At 45.5% G+C, this 23112-nt stretch carries 14 protein-coding genes; 3 read left to right on the top strand and 11 right to left on the bottom strand.

Annotated features, from left to right (window positions below):
* Positions 1-219 precede the first annotated feature (219 nt).
* The 3 genes from AB4484_RS09880 to AB4484_RS09890 all read left to right on the top strand — a co-directional run bounded on the left by AB4484_RS09880 (position 220) and on the right by AB4484_RS09890 (position 4131).
* Positions 220-1233 carry a Fe(3+) ABC transporter substrate-binding protein gene (locus AB4484_RS09880; RefSeq protein WP_016790767.1) on the top strand — a complete coding sequence of 338 codons (1014 nt, stop codon included), beginning with the start codon at positions 220-222 and terminating at the stop codon, positions 1231-1233.
* A 244-nt stretch (positions 1234-1477) separates the two neighbouring features.
* Entirely contained in the window at positions 1478-3103 is a 1626-nt protein-coding gene (locus AB4484_RS09885) for an iron ABC transporter permease (RefSeq protein WP_248384505.1), read from the top strand.
* Positions 3103-4131 (top strand): ABC transporter ATP-binding protein, encoded by a 1029-nt coding sequence (locus AB4484_RS09890; protein WP_017059417.1) that lies wholly within the window; start codon positions 3103-3105, stop codon positions 4129-4131. Before AB4484_RS09885 ends, AB4484_RS09890 begins: the two co-directional genes overlap by 1 nt.
* 150 nt (positions 4132-4281) lie before the next feature.
* Here the strand turns inward: AB4484_RS09890 and AB4484_RS09895 are convergent, their stop codons facing one another.
* From AB4484_RS09895 to AB4484_RS09945, 11 genes are all read right to left on the bottom strand, one after another.
* On the bottom strand, positions 4282-5694 hold the full coding sequence (locus AB4484_RS09895; protein ID WP_050647987.1) for a phosphoglucomutase/phosphomannomutase family protein: 1413 nt from the start codon (positions 5692-5694) through the stop codon (positions 4282-4284).
* Positions 5695-5768: 74 nt separating this feature from the next.
* On the bottom strand, positions 5769-8174 hold the full coding sequence (locus tag AB4484_RS09900; RefSeq protein WP_372077836.1) for a GH36-type glycosyl hydrolase domain-containing protein: 2406 nt from the start codon (positions 8172-8174) through the stop codon (positions 5769-5771).
* Positions 8175-8301: 127 nt separating this feature from the next.
* Positions 8302-10263, bottom strand: a complete 1962-nt coding sequence (locus tag AB4484_RS09905) for a beta-N-acetylhexosaminidase (protein ID WP_372077838.1) — start codon at positions 10261-10263, stop codon at positions 8302-8304.
* A 12-nt stretch (positions 10264-10275) separates the two neighbouring features.
* Entirely contained in the window at positions 10276-11160 is an 885-nt protein-coding gene (locus tag AB4484_RS09910; RefSeq protein WP_372077840.1) for a BadF/BadG/BcrA/BcrD ATPase family protein, read from the bottom strand.
* Between the two features lie 2 nt (positions 11161-11162).
* Positions 11163-12884: a glycoside hydrolase family 9 protein gene (locus AB4484_RS09915; RefSeq protein ID WP_372077842.1), complete on the bottom strand. Its 1722-nt coding sequence runs from the start codon at positions 12882-12884 to the stop codon at positions 11163-11165.
* 98 nt (positions 12885-12982) lie between these two features.
* Complete coding sequence (locus tag AB4484_RS09920) at positions 12983-13978, bottom strand: ABC transporter ATP-binding protein (protein WP_017059411.1); 996 nt, start codon at positions 13976-13978, stop codon at positions 12983-12985.
* 87 nt (positions 13979-14065) lie between these two features.
* Entirely contained in the window at positions 14066-15049 is a 984-nt protein-coding gene (locus AB4484_RS09925) for an ABC transporter ATP-binding protein (RefSeq protein WP_048605693.1), read from the bottom strand.
* Positions 15050-15051: 2 nt separating this feature from the next.
* Positions 15052-16077 carry an ABC transporter permease gene (locus tag AB4484_RS09930; protein ID WP_017056648.1) on the bottom strand — a complete coding sequence of 342 codons (1026 nt, stop codon included), beginning with the start codon at positions 16075-16077 and terminating at the stop codon, positions 15052-15054.
* A gap of 2 nt (positions 16078-16079) precedes the next feature.
* Positions 16080-17066 (bottom strand): ABC transporter permease, encoded by a 987-nt coding sequence (locus AB4484_RS09935; RefSeq protein ID WP_017633262.1) that lies wholly within the window; start codon positions 17064-17066, stop codon positions 16080-16082.
* A gap of 169 nt (positions 17067-17235) precedes the next feature.
* Positions 17236-18918 (bottom strand): ABC transporter substrate-binding protein, encoded by a 1683-nt coding sequence (locus tag AB4484_RS09940; RefSeq protein ID WP_248639227.1) that lies wholly within the window; start codon positions 18916-18918, stop codon positions 17236-17238.
* 691 nt (positions 18919-19609) lie between these two features.
* On the bottom strand, positions 19610-22999 hold the full coding sequence (locus tag AB4484_RS09945; protein ID WP_065676704.1) for a response regulator: 3390 nt from the start codon (positions 22997-22999) through the stop codon (positions 19610-19612).
* Between the last annotated feature and the right edge of the window lie 113 nt (positions 23000-23112).

Below are 23112 nucleotides of genomic sequence, written 5' to 3' on the forward strand. Positions count from 1 at the left end.
TGTATTTACGGTTGAACAATATATAAACACGAGCGTTGAAGTTAGGCCATTGTTTAAGGGGGATGACAAGACACAAAGTTGAAATGGTTTGTTACAAAAGTGAGAGTTTAAATGGTCTGAGTAGACGGATTTTTTGTTGGTCGTCATTGTAATTATGTTAATGATGAATATAATAACGCAACTGATAGACATTATCATTTCGATATAAAGGATTTTACAATGAAGAAACTGCTAACACTTTCAGCTCTAGCGTGTGGTGTAATTGCCCCGACAGCAATGGCTGCGGAAGAAGTAAACGTATACTCTTACCGTCAACCTTTCCTTGTTGAGCCAATGTTCAAAGAGTTCACAAAAGAGACTGGCATTAAAGTAAACGTTAAGTTTGCTAAAAAAGGTTTAGCAGAGAAGTTAGCTCAAGAGGGTGAATACAGCCCAGCTGACGTTGTCTTAACTGTAGATATCAGCCGTCTATCTGAACTAACTAAACAAGGTCTAGTTCAATCTGTAGAGAGCGATGTACTTGAAAAGAACATCCCTGCTCAATACCAAGATACAGATAACGAATGGTTCGCTCTAACAACTCGTACACGTAGCGTTTATTCTTCACGTGACCGTGTTGGTCGTCTAGGTGAAGAGTTCACTTACGAAGATCTAACTAAGCCTGAATTTAAAGGCAAAATCTGTACTCGTAGCGGTAAGCACCCATACAATGTTTCTCTAGTATCTTCGATGATTGCTCACAAAGGTGAAGCTGAAACGAAAGAATGGCTAGAAGGCGTAAAAGCAAACCTAGCACGTAAGCCTCAAGGTAACGACCGCGCGCAAGTTAAAGCGATTAAAGAAGGTCTATGTGATGTTGCTCTTGGTAACAGCTACTACCTAGGTAAGATGGTTAATGATAAAGAGCAAAAAGCTTGGGCTGACTCTGTTTACATTAACTTCCCTAACCAAGAAACAACGGGTACTCACGTAAACATCTCTGGTATGGCAATGGCTAAATACTCTCCAAATGAAGAGAATGCCGTTAAGCTGATGGAATTCCTATCTGGTAACACAGCACAAAGCATGTACGCAGAAGTGAACTACGAATACCCAGTGAAAGCAGACGTTAAACCTTCTGAGCTTGTTGCTTCATGGGGCGAGTTCAAAGCGGATACTATTTCTCTAGATGAAATTGCAAACCACCACGCGGCTGCAATCAAGCTATTAGACGAAGTTAAGTTCGATCTATAATTTATTACGGTAGGCTTCGGCCTAAGTAAAATGACAACCTCAAGTCGCCATTTTGGCTACTTGGGGTTGTTTGTTATTGGAAAATCACTTTTTGATACAAAGCACCCCGTTGATCCCTTGAGTTATTAGCATCTCACCTTGAAGTCATTAGAGTATATGGGTATAAATAACCCCACCATTAAAAGGATATGAGATGTATTTGCAAATGCATTTGTGTTTCATTAAGCCTCGTTGTAGTTAGGCGATGAAAGAAAAGAATTATTTATGGAACACCAGTAGCAGCATTATTGCTGTATTACTGGTTTTACCGATCTTAGCGATTTTTACGACGGCTGTTGGAGAAACGGATGAGCTATTTTCTCATCTGATGTCCACAGTGATGCCTACCTATGCCTACAATACGGTGGTTTTAGTCATAGGAACCATGTTCCTGTCTTTAGTTTTTGGTATTCCGTCGGCTTGGGTTATGGCAATGTGCCGTGTTCCGGGAGAGCGTGTTTTGCAGTGGGCACTCGTCCTGCCATTAGCAATGCCAGGCTATATTGTTGGCTATATCTTTACCGATTGGTTCGACTTTGCTGGTCCTGTTCAGGTTCTACTGCGAGATTTTACTGGGTGGGGGCCCGGTGAGTATTGGTTCCCGGATATTAGAACCTTATCTGGCGCTATTATTGTTCTATCTCTCGTTCTCTATCCTTATGTTTATTTGCTGTGCCGCGCGGCATTTATGGAGCAAAACGTCTCCTTATTGCAATCCGCTCGTTTGCTAAAATGCTCACCTTGGGAAAGCTTCCGTCGTATCTCCTTACCACTTGTTCGTCCATCAATGGCGGTCGGTTTATCGCTTGTTGCTATGGAAACCATCGGTGACTTTGGTACCGTGAGTTACTTTGCGGTAAATACTTTAACGACTGCGGTTTATGATACTTGGCTAGGCTACTCAAGCTTAACGGCAGCTGCGAAAATATCGGCAATCATGCTGGTTATCGTGATCCTACTATTGAGCTCAGAGCGATACAGTCGCCGTAAGCAGAAGCTATTCCAGAATCAGTTCAGTAGCCGCGAAGATTTTCGTTACGACCTTTCTGGTTGGAAAAAATGGCTGGCACTATTCTGGTGCTGGGGATTAGTTTGCGTTGCATTCCTGTTCCCTCTTGGCCAGCTCATTATTTACGCCTACAAATATTTTGCTCAAAGCTGGACCCCTGAATTCAGAGAATATGCCATCAACAGTCTTTACGTTTCGGTAGCTGCTGCGATTATTGGCGTGATTATCGCGATGATTGTGAACTTTAACCAACGCGTTAGTCCGAGTAAGAAAAATCAGGCTTATATGCGTCTCGCTTCGATGGGCTATGCCGTTCCAGGCACCGTGTTAGCGATTGGTGTGATGGTACCTGTTTTGTTCATGGATCACTTAGTCAATGACATTGCGAAAGTGATGGAGTGGGGGCGACCTGGTTTGATCTTCTCTGGTTCTATGTTCGCGCTAATTTTTGCCATGGTCGTGCGTTTTTCGGCAGTGGCAATAGGCAGTATTGAAAGTAGCTTGAGTAAAGTATCCCCTTCATTGGATATGGCCTCTAAAACCATGGGTTGCAATACCAATCAGATGTTACGCCGTGTTCATTTACCTTTGATTAAACGTGGCGCATTGATCGCTGGTTTACTGGTGTTTATCGAATCAATGAAAGAGTTGAATGCGGCATTGCTGCTGCGTCCTTTCAACTTCGAAACTTTGGCGACTTATGTTTATAACTATGCCTCAGATGAGCACCTAGAATTGGCGGCGATGCCTGCTGTATTATTGGTGTTGGTGGGTTTAATTCCTCTGATCATCGTAAACCGTTCCTTGGAGCAGAAAAACTAATGAGTTGTGCATTATCAATTAAAGACCTGACTTGTAAGTATGAGTCGCAAACCATTTTGGAAGCGCTCTCGTTAGAAGTTGAGCATGGTGAAATTGTTTGTCTTCTTGGTGCGAGTGGCTGCGGTAAAACGACCTTACTGAAGGCGATCGCGGGCTTACTTCCATTAAGTAGCGGTGTGATGAGTTTGAACTGTCAAACCATTGATGATGGCGAGAATTGGCTGCCACCAGAGCAGCGTAACATTGGTATGATTTTCCAAGATTACGCCCTGTTTCCGCACCTGACGGTAAACCAGAATGTCGGCTTTGGCTTGAAAGACCTTTCTGAGCAGCAAAAGAAAGACAAGGTTCAAGAGATGCTGGAGCTGGTTCATTTAGATGAGTACGGTGACCGCTACCCACACCAACTTTCAGGTGGTCAACAGCAGCGTGTCGCGATTGCTCGTTCTTTGGCGTACAAGCCAGACTTACTACTGTTAGATGAACCATTCTCAAACATCGATACTCAGGTTCGTCATGAGCTGATTTCTCAGATTCGTAAGATCTTTAAGAAGCAGGGTGTTACAGCTATCTTCGTAACTCACAGCCGTGAAGAAGCGTTCGCATTTGCAGATAAAATGGCAGTAATGAACCATGGTGTGATTGAGCAGTATGGTTCGGCATCTGAGTTGTATTTCCATCCTTCGAGTAAGTTCGTTGCAGACTTTTTGGGTGGCGGTAGCTACCTTAATGCACAGCGTATTTCAGAGCATGAATTTGAAACCAGTTTGGGTATGGTTGAAGCTAAACCGCAAACGGAGATTGAGTTCGGCAATACATGTGAGCTTCTGCTAAGGCCTCAGCATATCCAAGCAAGTTACGAGCAAGATAGTGCTATTTCGGTGCTAGAACAGCAATTTATGGGCGATCACTGTCGTTATGTAATCGAAGCGCATGGTCAGAAGTTATTAGCAACCTCGTCAGAAGCACTTGAAGTGGGTATGCCGGTCAACGTAAAAGTCGATACCAAAGGCGTATTGGCTTTTTAAAGAGATATAACGCGATACTAATCGTTACAGGAATCGTGATAAAAAAGCCCAGCACTTTAATCAAAGTACTGGGCAAGAGTTCTTCATCTATAGGCTTTAACAAGGCAGTGATTTGTTAAGTCCCATACAAAACTGCTGCACTCTATAAGCCTATAGAGAGAGGAAGTCTTTCACTTTTTGAAGAACACGTTCTGCAGTGTCTTTATCTTCCATTTCTGCGAAGATTCGTAGTAACGGCTCTGTTCCTGAGAAGCGAGCAATAACCCAGCCGCCATTCTTGAAGTACACCTTGGCACCATCTTCATAGCTGACTTTTTCAATTTCGTATTCAAATTCAGGTAGTTGCTTCTCGACGTAGATCTTAGTGTAGAGCGCTTCTTTCTCTGAAGGTTTAAACTTACAATCGCCTTCCGCGGTATAGGCATAGCCATATTTAGAGTAAATCTCATCAAGTAATTCAGACAGCTTCTTGCCTGTCACACTGATCATCTCAACCAGTAAGCTTGAAGCAAATACGCCATCTTTACCTTTGATGTGACCACGAATGGTTAAACCACCTGAACTTTCGCCGCCAATCAGAGAGTCATCAGCCTCCATTTGCGAGCTGATGTGCTTAAAGCCTACAGGAACCTCAAAGCTCTTCTCACCATGATCTGCCGCCACTTTATCCAGTAGATGTGTGGTTGCGATGTTACGAACGACAGAGCCCTTCCAGCCTTTGTATTCCAGCAAGTAGTAGTAAAGCAGGAGTAGCACTTCGTTAGGGTGAATGAAGTGACCTTTCTCATCGATGATTCCCAAACGGTCGGCATCGCCATCAGTACCAATACCAATGTCATAGCCTTCTGCTGCAACTAAGTGCTTCAAGCGATACAGCGTTGCAGCATTTGGAGATGGCATCAAACCACCAAAATCTGGGTTCTTACCATCGTTGATGACGTCGACATCACAGCGACCGTTAATCAACACGGTTTGTAGAGCATTTTTCGCTACGCCAAACATTGGATCAATCAGTACACGTAGGTTAGCTTTCTTGATTGAATCGATATCGATGAAGTTGATGATTGAATCAACAAAGTCGTTCATCGGGTTGATGATCACGATTTCTTTGTCGTTTAATGCTTGTTCGAAATCGACTCGGATAACATCTTCGTTGGTCAGTGTTGCGATTTGCTGTTCGATCTTCTCTGTGATGATCTCATCGGCATCGCGACCGCCTTCAATGAACACCTTAATACCATTGTAATCAGCGGGGTTGTGAGAAGCGGTAATACACGCCGAGTAGGTGCATCCCATCTCTTTTGCTTGGAACATCACGATAGGTGTTGGAACGAACTTATCGATGAAGCTTACTTTGATGTTGTTCGCCGCAAGTACTTCTGCAAACCAACATGCGGCTTTATCTGAAAGGAAGCGGCGGTCATAGCCGATCACAAACCCATTCTTGGCTGCATCTTCGTTGTTAATGATGTTAGCGAGCGCTTGCGCTACTAAACGTACGTTTTCTCTAGTGAACTCTTCACCAATGAAAGCGCGCCAGCCACCTGTACCAAATTTAATCATTAGAAAATCCTTTTAGTCTCATTGTCTCAAGCCCGTAAAGACTTGAGACAAGAGCTGTTCGTTAAATTGCGTGACTAGCCTAGAACAACGACAACATCGTTCACGCTGCCTTCTGCTTGTACTGGGATTGCGCCTTCAACTGACTCACCATTGATAGTGATAGAGGCAACGCCTTTGCTTACTGCATTCGGGTTTTGCACTGTGATGTTGTAAGTCGCGCCACGCCATTGACGAGTAACCTCGAACTCTGGCCAATCAGTCGGGATACATGGATCAACCGTTAAGCCTTCAAAGCCTGTACGAACACCAAGAATGAAGTTGGTTACCGCGAAGTAAGCCCAACCCGACGTACCCGTTAACCAAGGGTGGTTTGCACGGCCGTGGTCTTGGTGATCTTTACCCATGATGAACTGCACGTACGAGTATGGTTCTGCGTAACGTGTTTCAATCATGTCGTTTTGGTTGTACGGGTTCAGTGCGTCGTAGAATTTCATCGCACGGTCACCACGACCTAGTTTCGCTTCTGCTACCCAAGCCCATGGGTTAGGGTGAGAGAAGATTGCGCCATTCTCTTTTACGCCTTGGTAAACGCGAGTTACGAAGCCGATATCATCGTTTGGTGTTGCGAATGATGGAGAGTTTAGGTGTAGGCCGTATTCAGAGAAAAGGTTCTCATCAACAGCGTCCATCGCTTTCTCACCACGTTCTTGAGAAACAGCACCAGATAGAACCGCGAGCGTGTTTGACTCAAGGTGCACACGACCTTCAGCTTGTTGAGCGGTACCGATCTTTTCGCCATTTTTAGTCAGACCACGGATGTACCAACCACCCTCGTCATCCCAAAGATGCGTTTCACATGCTTCGCGAACGTTAGCAGCCATTTTAGTGTATTTCGCAACGTCAGCATCGTTATTACGGAACTTAGCAAGATCTAGGAATTCTTGTAGCGCCCAGAAGTGTAGGAATGAAACCATTGAAGATTCACCGCCACCTAGGTTCAAACAGTCATTCCAGTCAGCTCGAAGACCTTTACAGATACCCGTTTGACCCACGTATTCAGCAGAGAAGTTCAGTGCCGCTTTCATGTGTTCGTAAACTGTCGCGTCGCCACCGTCTGCGTATGGAATCACTTCATCGAAGAAGTCGTGTTCACCGGTTTCCATCACGTACTTGATGATGGTCGGAACGATCCATAGGTGGTCATCAGAACATGTGTCTTCAATGCCGTGGATCTTGTCGTCATCTGACGGTGTTGGAACAACCGTTGGTGATTTTGATGGCTCAACGTCGGCTTTCTCTGGATCGAACCAGTCTGGATCGAACAAGTGTAGACCGTAGCCCGCTTTCACTTGGCCGCGAAGCAGGTCGATAATACGTTTCTTGGTCATTTGTGGGTTGGCATGAGGTACTGAAATCGCATCTTGCGCAGTATCACGGTAGCCAAGACCAGTACGACCCCCAACTTCAATGAATGATGCAAAGCGTGACCAAACTACACAGGTTTCTGCTTGGTACAGTGTCCAAGTGTTGATCATGGTGTCTAAGCCTTCGTTTGGCGACTTAACTTGGAATTTGTTGCAACGCTCGTCCCAGTGATCTTTGATGCCTTGGAAAGCGGCGTCTACGTTTGCTGTGTCTTGGTACTTCTCACGTAGGCGTTCACCGTTGCCTTTACCGATACCTAGTACATACGCAAAGCGAACTTCTTCACCGGGCTGAATCGTAAATTGCTTGTGCAGAGAACCACAATGGTTGTAACAAGTTTGAGCACTGTTAGAACACTTACCGTTTTCAACCGCAATTGGATTTGCTTCATCACGGTACATACCAAGGAAGTTGTCACGTTGGCCATCGTAGCTGTCTGGTGAGAAAGTTGAAGCTAGGTAGTAGAAGCCTTCAAAGTCGTTAGTGTTGTAGTACAGGTCGTATTCCAGAACACCTTCTTGGTAAGACGTGCCCGCAGAGTACAAAGACATCTGATGGTTTTGATTATCTGATTGAATATGGCTGAAAGAGAACTCAACAAACGAGAAAGTGCTGATAGTACGTGGCTTGTCAGTGTTGTTCTTTAATACAACATCCCAGACTTCTGCATCTTCACCCTTAGGTACGAATAGCGTCTTTGTTGCGGTAATACCGCTGTATTCACATTTGAATTTTGAGTATGACAGGCCGTGACGAACTTCGTAGTTCGCTTCATCTAGGCTCTTTGCCACTGGCTGCCAAGAGATAGACCAGTAATCACCCGTTTCATCATCACGTAGGTAAACATAGTGTCCTGGGCGGTCGAATGTGCCGTTTGGACGGAACTTAGTAACACGGTTGTATTCCGGAGAATTGTAGAACGAGTAACCGCCCGCATTGTGTGAAATCACGGTACAAAACTTTTCAGTACCTAGGTAGTTTGTCCAAGGTGCTGGTACATCAGGGCGAGTGATGACGTATTCGCGATTGTCGTTATCGAAATAGCCGTATTTCATTGTCATTTCCTTTTTAACAAACTGCATTTATGCAGCTAATTTTTAAATAGTGATGCTGAGTCGTATCTAACTGAGCACCTTAATTTGAGTCAGCAACCACTCGGTGTGAGTGTCGCTTTGGTTTGTTTTATTGAGCTTTCCAAGGGTTGCGATAATCAACATTGAGTCTGTCGAGTAATGGCAGATGCCCCTTTAGGCGAGACAGGTAATCTAGCCAGTTTCGGTTGTTTTTATGTGTCCAACATCCTTCAGCTAAAGCGCTAATTCTTGGGAATACCATGTAATCCATACGCTTTTGGTTGGTGACGATCTCACACCATAGAGCACACTGAATTCCGCGGATCCGCTTACGAATTGGGTCGGTGTCGGATATCTCAGCAAGTGCTTCGTAGGTATAAGCTTGTTCTAATGGGATAACGGCAGCCCAATCTACGCCCGGTTCTTCCGGTGCATAATCTTGGGTCATGTCGAGATAGGTAAACTGTGCAGGTTGCAACACCACATCAAAGCCTTGGCGAGCGCAATTGACAGCCGCTTCTTCACTGAGCCATGAGTAGATGATGGTCTCTTTACTCACCTTGTCGCCGTGCTGTGCTTCTTCCCAGCCGACCATGCGTTTGCCGAGTTGCTTAAGCTTGTTTTCGGCGTAGCGGAATAGGTGGCCTTGTAGGTCTTTGCTGTCTTGGTACTGGTGTTCTTTCATCAATGCTTGAGCAGCAGGGCTGTTGGTCCACACGCCCGGAGGCACTTCGTCTGCACCCATGTGAATCAATTCGCTAGGGAACAGCTCTGCGACTTCTTCAATAACCGCGTCTAAGAATTGGTAAGTGCCGGGCAAGCCTGGGTTTAGGACGTTGTCGTTGTAGTGCTGAATGCTCTTGTATTGAGTGGTATCCGCTTGCTCTACCAGCATGTCAGGCAGAGATTTGATTGCGGCGCGACAGTGTCCCGGAATATCGATCTCTGGGATCACCGTGATGCTGCGTTGCTCTGCGTATTCAATGACTTCGCGAATCTGTTGTTGTGTGTAGAAGCCGCCATAGTTGTCCGCAATGTGGGTATATTGCGGCTCTAGTGCATGAGCAGGGCCACGCCAAGCGCCAATTTCTGTTAGTTGTGGCAGGCTCTTTATCTCAATTCTCCAGCCTTCATCATCGGTTAGGTGCCAGTGAAAAACGTTGAATTTGTAGTGCGCCAATTGGTTGATTAAACGCTTCACTTGATCCACTGAGTGGAAGTGACGAGCGCAATCCAACATCATGCCGCGGTATTTGAAACGAGGTTGATCGGCGATTTTACAACATGGCACAGAGAAGCTTTCGGCATCTTGTTGTTGAACCAATTGAATCAAACTTGCCACGGCGTGTGTAAAGCCTGATTGGCTACCTGATTCAGCAATAATCTGTTGTGCAGTGATGGTCAGCTTGTATTCAGCTTCATCTAGCGTCGGGTTGCTGCGAAATAGAATGTCGCCGCTTTCGTTTTTTGAAAGTTCAGCTGAAAGCGCGTTCGAAAGAGACAACTCAAAGGTCAATAGCAATTCTTGCTGGAACCAAGAGACTGCCTTATCAGCAAGATGAGATTGAACCTCAATTTTGCAGTCGCTATTTAGCGCGAACCTACTTAGCGGGAAACTACCTTGCTTAAGTTCGATCTGGTTCGGCTGAGGAATCAATGCAATCTCAGCTGCATTCACTTCAGGTATCTGGTTGCGTTCACGGTATGGTGACGCTAGAACAATAGGTGATATCGCGACAGGCAGTACCGATGTTTCTCCATCATGATATGACTGGATAAAGGCATCGTTAAGGCCATCAGAATAGAAGCGGAATGGTGCGCTTTGAATACTGAATTCAAGGTAGTAATGGTTGTTGGCCTTTAACACTGACGAACTTGGTGTGAACGAGCAAAAGCTGCCAACTTGAGTCAGCTCTCCTTGCGATAAACTCTCTGGAAGGATGAAACGATCAAATGCAAAGTGCAGAGACCAATCTTTTACGTCGAGGTCACTTAAGTTATGTACCGTAAGGCCAAATCGGCAGTTATTTTTTTGTTCAGAAAGAACAGCTAAGTCGATGCGATAATTCATATAACTTCCCTGCTAAGCCTGTTGATACAAGTTGTGTTGTGGTTTTCCGGCAAACATCAATGCGCCTTCAATAGCGTCGAATTGAGGTTTTACGATCCATTGTTGTACTGGTGGTGATAGCCAGTTGAGAATACGCTCAGCGATACTTCCCATTAAGCACACCTTGTCAGCGCCTTTTCGATGCAGTGCTAAGACAAACATTTCGATATCAGCCGCGGTTTGCTTGAGCATCTCGATAGCCAGTTCATCGCCTTTGTTAGCGAGTTGAAAAATCACTGGCGAGAATTGACCGTAGTCTTTTGGTAGTGCGCCTTTTGACCATTCGACGATGGCATCCACATCATTATCAAAGTGATTCATAACGTGCTGAGTCAGGTGGGTTTTGCTGCGAATACCGTCTTCTGCAAGCAAGACTTGTTGAATCAAACGTAAGCCCATAACCGCGCCTCCGCCTTGATCTGAAATCGGGAATTCACGACCGCCAACCACATGTTGCTCGCCGTCTTTTAGGTAGATACCGCAAGAACCCGTACCACCAATCATGATTGCGCCGTTTTGGCCATTGTGAGCACCAATGCAAGCGCCATAAGCGTCGGTATTTAGTGTCATGCTTGCGAAAGGGTGTGGTTGAGCCATGAAGTCGAACCATGCTGATTTTTGCTCTGCACCAGCCAGCGCTAGGCCAACATGCATATTAGAAAAATCGTTAGAGTTGAGTTGTCCTTGCTGAGCCGCCTGGGTAATGGCATCAACAATAGAATTCATCGCAACATCCACGCCCAATAGGATGTTGGCACTGCCACTTCTCGCTTCACCAATCAGTTTGCCTTGGTCGTCACGAATACGAGCTCGACAAGAAGTGCCGCCACCATCAATACCTACGTAGTAAAGAGTCATGATTATTGCTCCTTACGCTGAGCTAAGAAGTTGAACTGTGCAGCGGTGGCTAATAGGAACCACGCACCATGAGGGATCCATTGTTCACCCCAGCGCCAGTTTTGAAGCATGTCATCTTTTTGTGCTGGTGGATTGAACGCAATGTCTTGTTCATCTTCAAAACCAGCTGTGATGCCATTACAGATACCGCCTTTCGCATTGAAGAAACCAAGCTGAGGTAGGTAGTCTGGGTTGTTGTGGCCATGACCATCGAGCATGCTCATGTGGTATGGGTTGAGGCCCAAGATCCAATCAAGGCTATTTTGTGAAAGCTGGATTAAGCGTTCTTGAAGTTCGCTATCTTTAATATGTGGTTGAACTAGGTAAGCCATGGTGGCGAGTGAACCAAGGCGTGCGTTCTCGCCTTGCCACCAGTAACCGGTTTCGTTCTGTTGAGCCACGAAGAAGGCATCACGTTTATCACCATCGACAGACTTAACGTACTGTCTTGGGTAGCCGAATGGGTTGGTGACTTTGTCGGTGATGTTGATTTCGAACTGACAAGCTTGTTCAACAACTGTGCGCGCCTGTTCTTTTAATTCAGCATCGGTTTCGTTGTTGATGTATTCGCATAGTGTAATCACCGGAAGGCCGGCTTCTGCTGCGTGAAAGTATGGACGAGAGCCATCAGAGTTTGCAGACCAGAAGTGCTCAAATGAATTATCTGACTGTTGGCGAGAGATTAAACGAGTCGCCCAAGTTCTTGCTTCTGATAGGTATTGCTGGTCTTGCGTTACGCGATACAGCTCATTGGCTGCGAGTAGGGCGCAATACTCATCGATGATGTTCTCTTCACCATCGTTTAGATACTGGAGGTTGTACTCTTTTAGGTGCCAGTAACCCTTAACCGCCGCTTCAAGGTAAGTGTGGCTCGAGTAGCTGCCAGAGATTTCAAGCTCAGAAGCTGCGGCTAATGCTGCGATAGCAACACCTGCACCTTGTCGGAAGCCCGCTTGTAAGTCCGTTGATTTATGACCTTCTTGAGTCGCATAAGCACAGATATCACGCTGGTTGATATCTTTGCTCCATTTATCGAATACCGTCATATAGAAGTATCCGTCAGCGTCTTGCATACGCACTAAGAAGTCGGCACCGAACAGAGCCTCTTCCGTTAGACGAGTCATGGAGAATTTCGGGAAGTCAGGATTATGGCTAGTCAAGCGTACGCTTTTTAGCATGTTCCAAACGACCATTGGAATTTGTTGTGGGTTTAGGTAGTTGCCATAAGACAGGTGGCTAAAATATTTACTGACATCACCTGATGCGTCATACCACCCACCGTGGACATCGACGTATCGGTCGGTACCTAGAATTTGTGCTTGTCGATCTTTTTTGTCGAAAATACCGCCACAGCGTTGTGACTTAAAGTAATGAAGCACATCAGAAAACGTGTGGTTCATTAATAGGTTGCTACCAATCTCAAATATTTCTGAACGCAGGTTGTCAAAACGTAGATAGTAGCGACCAGATTCAGTGACTGAACTGAAATCGATAGTGAAGAATTGTCCTTGATGCCAATTTGCTATGCGGCCTTGTTTAACTACATCAAAACTTCCGACAGTCATATGGTTGTCAGCACAGACGAGTAGAGCCGTTGTGCTAGATAGGCGAGCTTTCTTAGTTTGTAGGATAGCTTGCTTGGGGCCTGTGGACTCATAGCCAATATGGTTGGTCAATAACAGCATCAATATTCTCCGACAGTCCTAGTTTCTATTGGCTAGGTACTTGAATGTTTTGGATATAAATAGTTAGGGCCCGCAGACCCTAACTTGGGTTTTATTGCTTAGCTTTCGTGTAGGTAACAGCGGACAAAGTGGTTATCAGCTAGCTGTGTAACCCCTGGTAGCTGCTCTTTACACTTATCCATTGCATGAGTACAACGACCTGCAAATGGGCAGCCTGCTGATACTGGTGTCCACAGAGGAATCTCCCCTTTATTACCAGCAAGTTGCTCGTGGATCGATTTCTTAGGATCTGGTACTGCCGAAACCAATAGCTGAGTGTAAGGGTGTTGAGGGTTAGCAATAACGTCATCGGTATCGCCCCATTCCACCATGTGTCCCACGTACATCACCGAAAGGTCTTCAGCGATGTAACGAGCGGTTGCGATATCGTGAGTGATGTAAAGCAGAGACATTTGCTTCTCGAACTTCATCTCTTCCATCAGGTTCAAAACGCCCGCACGAATTGATACATCAAGCATTGATGTTGGTTCATCGGCTAATACAACTTCTGCACCTACCGCGATGTTGCGGGCTAGGTTGACACGTTGACGCTGACCACCAGACAGCTGGTGAGGGTACTTTTTCGCCGTCTCTTTTGGTGGAATGAGACCGACTTGCTCTAAAAGATCGTAAACGCGTTCTTCTAGCTCTTTCTTGTTGCCCGGAGATACTTTCTTGTGGATCAACAGTGGTCGAGCAATGTGGTGGAAGATATTGTGCGTTGGGTTCAAGGAACCAAACGGGTCTTGCCATACCATCTGCACGCCTTCACGGTAGTGCATAAGATCTTTTCTGCTTGAGATCTCTTGGATATCACGACCTTTGTATTCGATCGTGCCGCCCGAAGGTGCGTACATTTTTGCGATCATTTTTGCGGTTGTTGATTTGCCTGAACCAGACTCACCAACCACTGCTAGGCCGCGGCTTTTGTACATCTTGAATGACACGTCGTTAATCGCACGCATCATAGGGGTTTGAATGGTGGTACTGCTTATTGGGAAGTCTTTTACGACATTCTTGCCTTCTACCAATAATTGACCGAAATCTTTGCTCATAATTGTCTCCAGAATCCTTATTCGCTTTGCTTGTTTTTAGGCGGTCGAGCCGCCTTGTTCGTTATTCACGCTGAGTCAGCGTGCAAGCTATAGCTTCCTTTGTACTATTGGGTCACCGTACAGGTGACAGTTAGACAAATGTCCCGGGTCGATAGAACGCAGCTTGGTTGGCACCTTGGTACACGTTTCATGTACACGGTCACAACGAGCTTGGAAACGACACCCTTCAGGGATCTCTAACAGGTTCAGAGGGTTACCCGGAATACCTGCTAACTTTGTCTTTGGCCCTGTCAGTGGAGGGAAAGAACTTCCCAGCCCTTTGGTGTAAGGGTGGTAAGGGTTTTCTAGAATATCTTGAGAGTTAGCTACTTCGATTAGCTCACCTGAGTACATGATGCCGATGCGGTCAGAGAACTCGACCATCAATGACAAGTCATGGGTGATGAACAGAATCGAGAAGCCAAACTCTTCTTTCAGTGCATAGATCTTTTGTAGGATTTCACGTTGCACAACCACATCAAGTGCGGTTGTCGGCTCATCCATGATGATCAGCTTTGGATTCAGTGCTAGAGCGATAGCGATAACTAAACGCTGACGCATGCCACCAGAGAATTGGTGAGGGTAGTCACTCAATCGGCTCGGGTGAATATCGACGATTTCAAGTAGACCTTCAGCACGTTGTTTAGCTTGCTCACGAGTCATGTTGGTGTGACGCATGATTACGTCACAGAACTGCTCTTCCATCGGTAGAACTGGGTTGAGTGCATTCATCGCACTCTGGAATACCATCGACATCTCACTCCAACGGAACGATTGCATACGGTCATCACTGTATTCAAGGATGTTCTCACCGTTGAAGATAACCTCACCACCACTGATGTAAGCGGGCGGCTTATGAAGACGCATGAGGGAGAAAGCGACCGTTGATTTACCACAGCCAGATTCACCAGCTAGGCCGAATACTTCACCTGGAGCGATGTCGAAACTTACGTTGTTACACGCACGAACATCGCCAGACTCTGTGATGTAATCCACGCATAAGTTGCGGATAGAAATTAGTGGTTCAGACATGATTATTTATCTCCGCTCCAAAGTGCATTTTGTGGTGGTAGTTCTGGTTCACGTTCTTCTTTGTCTTGTGCTGCAAGTTTCTTCCAACGCTTCATGCCTTTGTGAGAACGCAGTTGTGGGTTAGCAATTTCATCGACAGCGAAGTTAAGTAGAGCAAGACCAGTTACAAGTAGTGTCAGTGCGATACAAGGAGCCAACAGTTCCCACCAAGCGCCAATCAGCATTGATGAAGAGGTTTGAACGTTGTAAAGCATGATGCCCCAGCTGATTGTGTTCGGGTCACCAAGACCTAGGAACGAGATGGTTGCTTCCATCATGATTGCGTACATCACCGAACCGATGAAGCTTGCGCCAACGATAGAGATAAGGTTTGGCAGAATCTCTACGAAGATGATACGGAATGAAGATTCACCCAAAACTTCAGCGGCTTTTACAAACTCTTTTTCACGCAGTGCTAAGGTTTGGGAGCGAACAACACGGGCACCCCAAGCCCAGGACATAAAGCCGATAACCAAGGTTATGGTGAGTGGCCCTGCCTCACCGATAAAGGCTGCTACTACGAACAGTAATGGGTATTGAGGGATTACCAGCATGATGTTCATTGCGGCTGTTAGAACGTCATCGACACGACCACCGAAGTAACCTGCAGAAACACCAATAACCGTTGCGAGTAAACATACGGTTAGACCCGCACCAAAACCGACAGCAAGAGATACGCGTGCGCCGTATACCACTTGAGACCAAACGTCACGACCCATACGAGTTGTACCTAGTACGTGGTCTGCCTTTTTAGACATGATCAGTGTACGACGGTCGTCTGCTAGGTTTTGAGCAACCCAGCCATCAGGGTTAGTTTGTGCAGACTTCACCACGAAACCAGGGTATTCGTGCGGGTTACCTGTACGTTTGTCTGGTACATGTTTAGTGATCAATGGAGCTGCAATCGCGCCAAGAATAAAGATACTTAGGATGATGACGCCTGTTAGAGCCATCGGGTTACGCCAAATGAGTTTTAGAAAGTCTTTCATGATTATTTACCACCCTTACGAAGACGAGGGTCAAGAACAACGTAAAGCATGTCTGCAACTAGGTTAAAGAACAGCATGAATAGCGTCATGATAAGCAGCTGACCTTGCAGTACTTGGTAGTCACGAGCGTTAATTGCGTTGAAAAGTACGCTGCCAAGACCTGGGTAGTTAAAGATGATTTCGATAATTAACTGCCCACCGATTGCCATACCTAGCGACATTGAAAGGGCTGTCACACTAGGTAGCATCGCGTTACGAGCTGCGTAGTTGAATACCACTCGGTTTTCGCTCAGGCCTTTGCCTTTCGCCATGGTGATGTAGTCTTCGGCTAGTAGGTTGATCATGTTGTTACGCATGTTTACTAGGAAGCCACCAATTTGAACAACAGAAGCACAGAACAGTGGTAAGAAGGCGTGGTAAGCGACATCTTTAATGAATGCCCAGCTTGTCCAGTCAGGCATAGTACCTGCGGTGTAGGCATAACCGGTTGGGAACCACTTCAAGCCAATTGCAAAGGTAAATAGTGCAATCATCGCGATAACAACTTGAGGAACGGCTTGTAGAATCAGCATCCCTGGAGTTACGAAGGCATCGTACTTACTGCCGCGTTTCCACGCTGCGAAAATACCTAGGATTGAACCAATCGAGAAAGAAAGAATAACTGCGGTGCCGGCTAAGAAAAGCGACCAACCGAATGCTCCACCCAACAGTGTGTTTACAGAAAGTGGGTAGAATTGAATTGATGTACCAAGTTCCCAGCTAAGAATGTTCTTCATGTACGCTACGTATTGAACCAGTAGACCGCCATCAACGAAGCCTAATAGTTCTTTCATTGCAGCAATACGCTCTGGAGTAACTTGTACAGAAGCGTTCGCAAACATCATGGTAACTGGGTCACCAGGCATTGCTCTTGGAATAATAAAGTTTAACGTCGCAGCAACTAATAGCGCGACAAAATAAAATGACAAACGTCTTAAAAAATAACCCATAACTCACACCTTACTCACCCAGATTGTTTCCCTGTTTCTGGATTCAGGTCGCTCCTAGCGAAATTTGGAACGAAAAATCCCCTGACGACTAGCGCCATACTTTCAATTGATAGTGTGGGGATTTTTATAAGCGGCGTAAGAGGTTACGCCGCAAGGATTGAACGATTACTTATTTAACTGGTTTTAGGTCCAGTACATGAAGTAGACGCTCTGGAATACCAGCCCAAATGTTTGGACGGCCTTTTGGATTTTCTTCGTTCCACCAACCAGTGAAGCGAGTTGTGTTGTATTGGTACATGTAAGCACCAGACATCACAGGGATTGTCACTTGGTCTGCAGCGATGATTTGCTGGATACCGTGTGCAATGTCTAGCTGCTCGTTCTTATCAGCTGTTTTGTAGAAGCTGTTTAGAAGACCATCTAGCTTGTCGTTTTTGTAGAAGTGCATTGCGAAACGAGGCATACCATCACCAGATTGTAGTGATGAGTTGTAAGCACTGTTCCAGTACGTGTATGGATCCGCACCGTGGAAGTAGTTTGTGTATGCTACGTCGTATGTACCTTCAAGCATTGCTTGGTTGTAAACAGAGAAGTCAGGTGTACGAGCTTTCGCTTTAATACCGATTTCGTTCAGCTGTTCTACCGCTAGTTGAACTGTGTTGTTGAAGTCAGTCCAGCCGTTTGGCGATTGAATCATTAGTTCGAAAGACTTACCTGATGGAGTGTCAACAAAACCATCTTTGTTTACATCTTTGAAGCCAGCGTCAGCAAGAAGCTTCTTCGCGCCTTCAGCGTTGTATGTGTTGAAGCCTTTGTACTTGTCGTGAGTTTTTTCATCAGACCAAGCTTCAAAAGCGTAGCCAAGACCCGATGCGAAATCGTTCACAGTACCGCCACCGTAGAATGCGATGTCGATGATAGTTTGACGGTCAAGAGCCATAGAGAAAGCACGACGGAAGTCAACGTTGCTCAATGCTTCATGCTTCGCAGCATCAGGGTGCTTGAAGTTAACGATGAATGCCTGTGTACCTGCTGGCGGGTACCAGTAGTGGTGTTTAGGGCTAGCTGCTGCGTATGTACGATCGATATCTGGAACAAAAGAAGACGTCCAGTCCATTTCACTGTTTACAACTTTACCTAGGAATTGGTCGTTGTTCGCAATTTGTGGAACACGTAGACAGTCAACATCTAGGTTGTCTGCATCCCAGTAGTTCGGGTTTGCACACTGGATGTATAGTTGCGCTGTAAACGTATCGATTTCTGTAAATGGACCAGAACCTACCGGGTTCTCATTGGTAAACGTTGATGGATCTTTAACGTCTTTCCAGATGTGCTTAGGTACTACAGGTACTTTAGCAATCTCGTAAGGTACGTTTGAGTTTGCTTCTGTTAGTGTGAACTTAACTTGGCTGTCGTTCAGTTTTTCTACAGAAGTTACCCAAGAGTTGATACCAGATTGGTCAAGCTCTGGTTTCTCTTTTACAAGGTTGAAAGAAAAAACAACATCATCAGCAGAGAAAGTTTCTCCGTCTGACCATTTAACACCCTTACGAATGTCGAAAACAACGCTCATCAGATCATCTGACATCTTGAAGTTTTCAGCTAGACGGAACACTGGAGTGTTACCGTGCATTTCGTTAAATACTACTAGCGGCTCATACATGAAGTCAGTTGTAGTATGTAGGTTAGTAGCACCAAGGTACGGGTTAAAGTTACGTACGAATGTAGTGTACTCTTTCGGGTGAACGGTCAGTTCACTGCGTTCTGCAGCGGTTGCTACTGATGCAAAACCTGTTGTAGCAGTTGCAATAATTGCTGTTGCTATTGCTGTTTTTTTTATATTGGCAAGCATAGCTGTTCCTTACTATTTGCTTTCATTTCACTAATGGATTGAATGTTATCTGTCGCTAAATTGTTTAGTAGATACACACTCTGGTTAAAGGCCTACCTCTTCTTCGTTGCTCCAGATTCATCGTTGATTCTGAGAAGTGGTAAGAGTGGCCTGTAGGCCTTTGGCAGGAGTAAGAAAACACCTTATCGATGAATTAATCAAACTCGTTTCCCGTCAAAAACGTTAAAAACACACAACCTCACGTCATTAACGTCAAAATAGGTTGCTTTGGTGGTTTTTTGTGCGCAATTGTTAAGGTGATGTGACTCGCATTTGGTTTTGTGGTTACTGCTAGTTGTAAGTGGTCACTAACTTTAAAGGCTTTTTATTATAATGCTTTACCCTACGTTGGTATAATTGTAGATCTCGGTCACTTGCCAGTTTTACGTTAAATTTCCCTAGAAAATTAAATCTGCCGTTCTGTTGTGACTCGCTTCTCAAACTGCAACAAAGAGTCAGATAACGGTCAGATATGATTGAGAATAGAACGAAAAGTACTGACACTTACAAGCACGCACTGTGCGTAATTGGCGTGAATTCTTCCTTGTTTAAAGACGTAAAAAAAGTGCGTTGCAATTCTACTTTTTGTGTTTATGAGTCGTACAAAAAAGCCCACGCTAGGTGGGCTAATTTGGTGATGTTGGTTCAGGGTTTAACTGGTCAGTAGTTTCTGCAGTTTATCCCTTAGCATCTCAATATGGGTTCTTTCTGGCGTCTGTTCTTTACAGTGTTCCAGTATGAATTCGATTGAGCTCAGTACCGTTCGCCAGCGAGGCGTTTTCGGTAGGGTTTCGACGCGTAGGTATTTGTCTAGCGTTCGAGTTTGCAGTGTACTGCGGTCTAAGTAGACGCGCCACAAGCCACTCTTTTCGGCGAAAGCAAACTTGGTTTCACCAGTCACTGATTCCCAGTAGATGATGGCATTAGTCATCGCATCGACCAGTACCTCACGCATTAACTCTTGTTTGTTTTTACCTTCACCGGTTGCCTTGTCAGCAAGACGAGTAAATTCTCCGCCAAGCTCTTTCAGCTGCTGTAACTTGTCTTTGTCGCCTTCAAAGGCATAGCTAGAAAGAGCCTCAACCGCCGTTTCAAGGTTATTGATTCGGTTGGAGTTAACACCACCACCTACATTAAAGATATACATGGTGTCGAGCCCTGAGCCTTCAGGCAGCTTAAGGATGTCACTTGGTATGCGCTGACGTGTGTCGTCTATATAGATATCAATGTCACCGCAGTAGTGGGCTTGTTCCACCTTAAGGTACTTAGGCGCAATGATCTCGTCGGCCATTGAGCGTTTAAGTTGTTCTTGTCCGCGCCTGAATAGCTTCGCCGCCGCTTCGTTAGCAAAGCGAATACGTTGGTCATCACGAATACAGATGATGGCTTCAGGTGCCGATTCTAGTTGCTCTAATAAGCGCCCTTGAGTTTCTAACAAGTTAGCCTCAACCATCGCTCTATGTTTGAGCTCGAGTTGCAGTTGGTCGTTTTCAAGGCGTCTTTGTTCAGCTTTACTTGCTGAAAGATGCGCTGTAATTCGAGCAGCAAGTTCTTGTTTGTTGAACGGTTTAGACAAGTAGTCATTGGCGCCAGCTTCGAAACCTCGAACACGGTCTTCTGCTTGGTTGAGTGCCGTTAGCATGATGATTGGCAATTGAGCATGATCGTATTGCTTTCTCAGTGCTTCACAAACCTGATAGCCGCTCATTCCTGGCATCATGATGTCGAGTAGAAGCAGCTCTGGCTTCTCTTTTTCAATCAGTTCAATGGTTTCAGGGCCATCACATGCAGTACGTACTCGATAACCTTCTAATTTCAAGAAGCTGTCTAATACTCGCAGGTTAACCGGCTCATCATCGGCGATAACCAATAATGGGCCATCTGGATTCTCACTGATAACACTATTTTCTTGTTGGCTGTTATCAATTAAATCCGGCGCTTGGAAGTGCGAGTAGTGACCAGATTCGTTGTAACTGTCCAGCTCATCTTGAGTGGCTAGGGGCAGGGTAAAGCTAAACGTAGTGCCAAGCATTGGTTGGCTACTTACGTACAGTGAACCACCCATTAGCTCGATCAACTGACGACTGATCGATAATCCAAGCCCTGCACCTTGACGGTAGTTACTCGCATCTTGGCCTGCTTGGATCAATGGCTCAAAGATGTGTTCAAGATACTCGGCCGGTATACCTTGGCCAGTATCGACCACTTGTACACGAATGTTGTCGTCGATAACGCTGGCAGAGATAACAATCTTACCTTCAGAGGTGTACTTGATGGCATTGCCAACCAAGTTATACATCACTTGCTCAAGTCGTTGAGGATCCGATGAAACCAGCCCTAAATCACTTGGGACTTGGTTAATAATACGGATTGGCTTATTGCCCAATAGGTGATGAGACAACTCTAGGACCAAGCTGGTGGCTGCAGACAAATCAACCGCGGATTTCTTAATATCTAAGCTGCCATAGCGCATCTTGTGATAATCAAGCAAATCATCAACCAAGGTCGCCAATCGTTGGCCACTATTGATGATGATATCCAACTGATACTTCTGATTAGCAGGAATAGGGCCGTTCGCTCCAGATATCAAGGCTTCAGCGATACCCACCATGCCATGCAATGGTGTTCTCAATTCGTGTGAAGTAGTAGCCAAGAACTCATCTTTGAGTTTGTTGGCCAGTTGCAACTCTTCGTTTTGCTTTTGAATGGTCTTAAGGTTGTCCTCAAGCTCATCGTTTTGGCTTTTGATGAGCTGCATTTTTTCACGAATCGAACGCTGCATTCTTTCGAAGCTCACCGCGAGACGGCCGATCTCATCTTTTCGCTCGGTATTGATCATGGTTTCATCGAGATCACCCGCCGATACTTTCTCGGCAGCCCAGGTCAGTTTAAGTAGTGGGGATGTGATGAAGTTAGACAGATAGTGCGATGCAACAACGACGAGAATGATCGCGGTTAGCATCACGATCACGAAGATCTTTTCTAACTGATGAATACGGGCAAACGCCTCTTTTTCTGGCAGCTCTACGACAAGAGCCCATGTTGCGTATTTCAGCTCAATTGGTGTATATGCTGCGATGATCGCTTGATCTAGGGTGTTGTCGAAGGTGCCAACCGCCGTTTCACCAGCCAATGCTTTATCGACAACGTCTAGGCTCAAATTGATTGATTCTTGTGAATGAGCAAGGCTACGCGGCAGGTGATCATCACCCACAAGCAGCGTTTGAATGTTCGAACTCTTGTTGAGATCCGCAATCAACTTAGTAATGCCGTTGATTGGTAGCCTAAACATCGCGTAACTGTGCAGGTAGCCTTGTTGAACGATAGGTGCGCCTAGCCATGCGGTCTGCTTGCCGTTTTCGTCTTTAAAATCAGACACGATAACCGGCGTGTAATCTTCGTTAGATTTACGTCGGTCGGTTACGTCTTTGGCTAGTCGTTGAAAGGTAATACCTAGGTTGGAATCCTTGTATTTCCCTGTCAGCAAGTTGGTGCCGTAATCGTCATTTTTAAAGACGGAATAAGCGACGTTACCGTTGATATCAACTAAGAGAATATCGTCAAAATCAGAGCGTTTAAGCAGTTCTAGGTAAGCATTATGGTAGCGCTTGTGCAGTAAGCGATAACGTTCGCTGCCAATAAAGCTGCTGGACTCTGGAAGAATCGACGTTTTGATTTGATCGCCAGACCCCTGAATGTAGCGCTGCTGCGCATTACCGCGAGCCTCGTCAATATCTAACCCCAATCGTTGGAATGCATTGATCAAACCATAAAATCGCCCGCCACTGGCATTGGCCAATTCTGAGCGAACAAAGCCCATCACTTGGGATTCTTGAGCTTGTAGGTAATCGACAATTTGCTGCTGCTTAGTATCACGAACCGAAACAAGGTGTGAGGTGCTTTGTTCCTGGAGATCCTGACTGTGCGATTGGAGGAAAAATATCGCGATGAGTGTCACTGGGGTAATACTGAGGACAAGAAATGCCAGCATTAGGGTATTTTGAAGGCGCTTAAACTTCTGCTTACGATAGAATCTAAACATAAATTTGGTACTACTTTCCTTTGATGTACTGCTAAAAGGGGCGAAAACAAGTACAGAGAATAGAATTAACGGGTTCCAATTTAACGAAATTAACGAGTTTTTTTACTTTGACA

The organism is Vibrio sp. 10N.261.46.A3, from assembly GCF_041472995.1.
In the GTDB taxonomy this organism is placed as follows: domain Bacteria; phylum Pseudomonadota; class Gammaproteobacteria; order Enterobacterales; family Vibrionaceae; genus Vibrio; species Vibrio coralliirubri.

Excerpts from the sequence above, each read along its gene's own strand:
- AB4484_RS09945 (WP_065676704.1), bottom strand. The coding sequence starts at position 22,999 with ATGTTTAGATTCTATCGTAAGCAGAAGTTTAAGCGCCTTCAAAATACC.
- AB4484_RS09890 (WP_017059417.1), top strand. The coding sequence starts at position 3,103 with ATGAGTTGTGCATTATCAATTAAAGACCTGACTTGTAAGTATGAGTCG.
- AB4484_RS09920 (WP_017059411.1), bottom strand. The coding sequence starts at position 13,978 with ATGAGCAAAGATTTCGGTCAATTATTGGTAGAAGGCAAGAATGTCGTA.
- AB4484_RS09915 (WP_372077842.1), bottom strand. The coding sequence starts at position 12,884 with ATGCTGTTATTGACCAACCATATTGGCTATGAGTCCACAGGCCCCAAG.
- AB4484_RS09940 (WP_248639227.1), bottom strand. The coding sequence starts at position 18,918 with ATGCTTGCCAATATAAAAAAAACAGCAATAGCAACAGCAATTATTGCA.
- AB4484_RS09895 (WP_050647987.1), bottom strand. The coding sequence starts at position 5,694 with ATGATTAAATTTGGTACAGGTGGCTGGCGCGCTTTCATTGGTGAAGAG.
- AB4484_RS09925 (WP_048605693.1), bottom strand. The coding sequence starts at position 15,049 with ATGTCTGAACCACTAATTTCTATCCGCAACTTATGCGTGGATTACATC.
- AB4484_RS09910 (WP_372077840.1), bottom strand. The coding sequence starts at position 11,160 with ATGACTCTTTACTACGTAGGTATTGATGGTGGCGGCACTTCTTGTCGA.
- AB4484_RS09935 (WP_017633262.1), bottom strand. The coding sequence starts at position 17,066 with ATGGGTTATTTTTTAAGACGTTTGTCATTTTATTTTGTCGCGCTATTA.
- AB4484_RS09885 (WP_248384505.1), top strand. The coding sequence starts at position 1,478 with ATGAAAGAAAAGAATTATTTATGGAACACCAGTAGCAGCATTATTGCT.
- AB4484_RS09900 (WP_372077836.1), bottom strand. The coding sequence starts at position 8,174 with ATGAAATACGGCTATTTCGATAACGACAATCGCGAATACGTCATCACT.
- AB4484_RS09930 (WP_017056648.1), bottom strand. The coding sequence starts at position 16,077 with ATGAAAGACTTTCTAAAACTCATTTGGCGTAACCCGATGGCTCTAACA.
- AB4484_RS09905 (WP_372077838.1), bottom strand. The coding sequence starts at position 10,263 with ATGAATTATCGCATCGACTTAGCTGTTCTTTCTGAACAAAAAAATAAC.
- AB4484_RS09880 (WP_016790767.1), top strand. The coding sequence starts at position 220 with ATGAAGAAACTGCTAACACTTTCAGCTCTAGCGTGTGGTGTAATTGCC.